This window comes from Staphylococcus auricularis, assembly GCF_051172115.1.
GTDB classification, from domain to species: Bacteria; Bacillota; Bacilli; order Staphylococcales; family Staphylococcaceae; genus Staphylococcus; species Staphylococcus auricularis_A.
In genome coordinates, this window is sequence record NZ_JBPIZN010000019.1 from 1 (window position 1) to 577 (window position 577).

The window sequence follows — 577 nt, forward strand, 5'->3', positions numbered from 1 at the left end:
CCTGCATCGCTAGCAAAGGCATCAATTGTATCTAAGCGTTTAGAGTTGTATATAAATGGGCGAACTGAAACTCCATACTCTCTTTTAAAATGCTCCGAAGTAGACTCAAAAGTTTTCAAAACACCTTCACGAATAGCAATACTTGGCACGACAATAATGAATTTTGACCAACCATACTGTTTATTTAATTCAAATATTGTTTTGATATAAGTATATGTTTTTTCAGTTCCAGTTTTCATTTCAAGTGAGAGCGTTAACTTTTCGCAAGAATTATCTACTTCATTATTCTTATCTTTTCCACCGATAGACATTGTAATTAGTTTACTATCTTTTATTAACCCATTATCTTTTTGTACAGCTTGTATATTGTCCAATATTTGGTTGTTAGACAAAGATATGGGGAAATTTTTGAATCCATTTAAAATATCTAATGTCACATTTTTTTCATTACCTATGTCCATTACATAAGATGAGCTTGTTTGTTTGGGTTGTCCTTCAAAGACAGATGTGACAGCATTAACTGCATCAATTTGAAATTGTTGGTCTTTATATTGAATTTTCATAAGTCGATTCCCCC

The 577-nt window shown here is 31.7% G+C and carries 1 protein-coding gene; it reads right to left on the reverse strand.

Annotated elements, in window-relative coordinates; all coding sequences use genetic code 11:
- Positions 1-563, reverse strand: a 563-nt coding sequence (locus ACSBRB_RS10615) for a DEAD/DEAH box helicase family protein (protein ID WP_435032726.1), incomplete at its 3' end; no start/stop codon positions are given.
- Positions 564-577 lie beyond the last annotated feature (14 nt).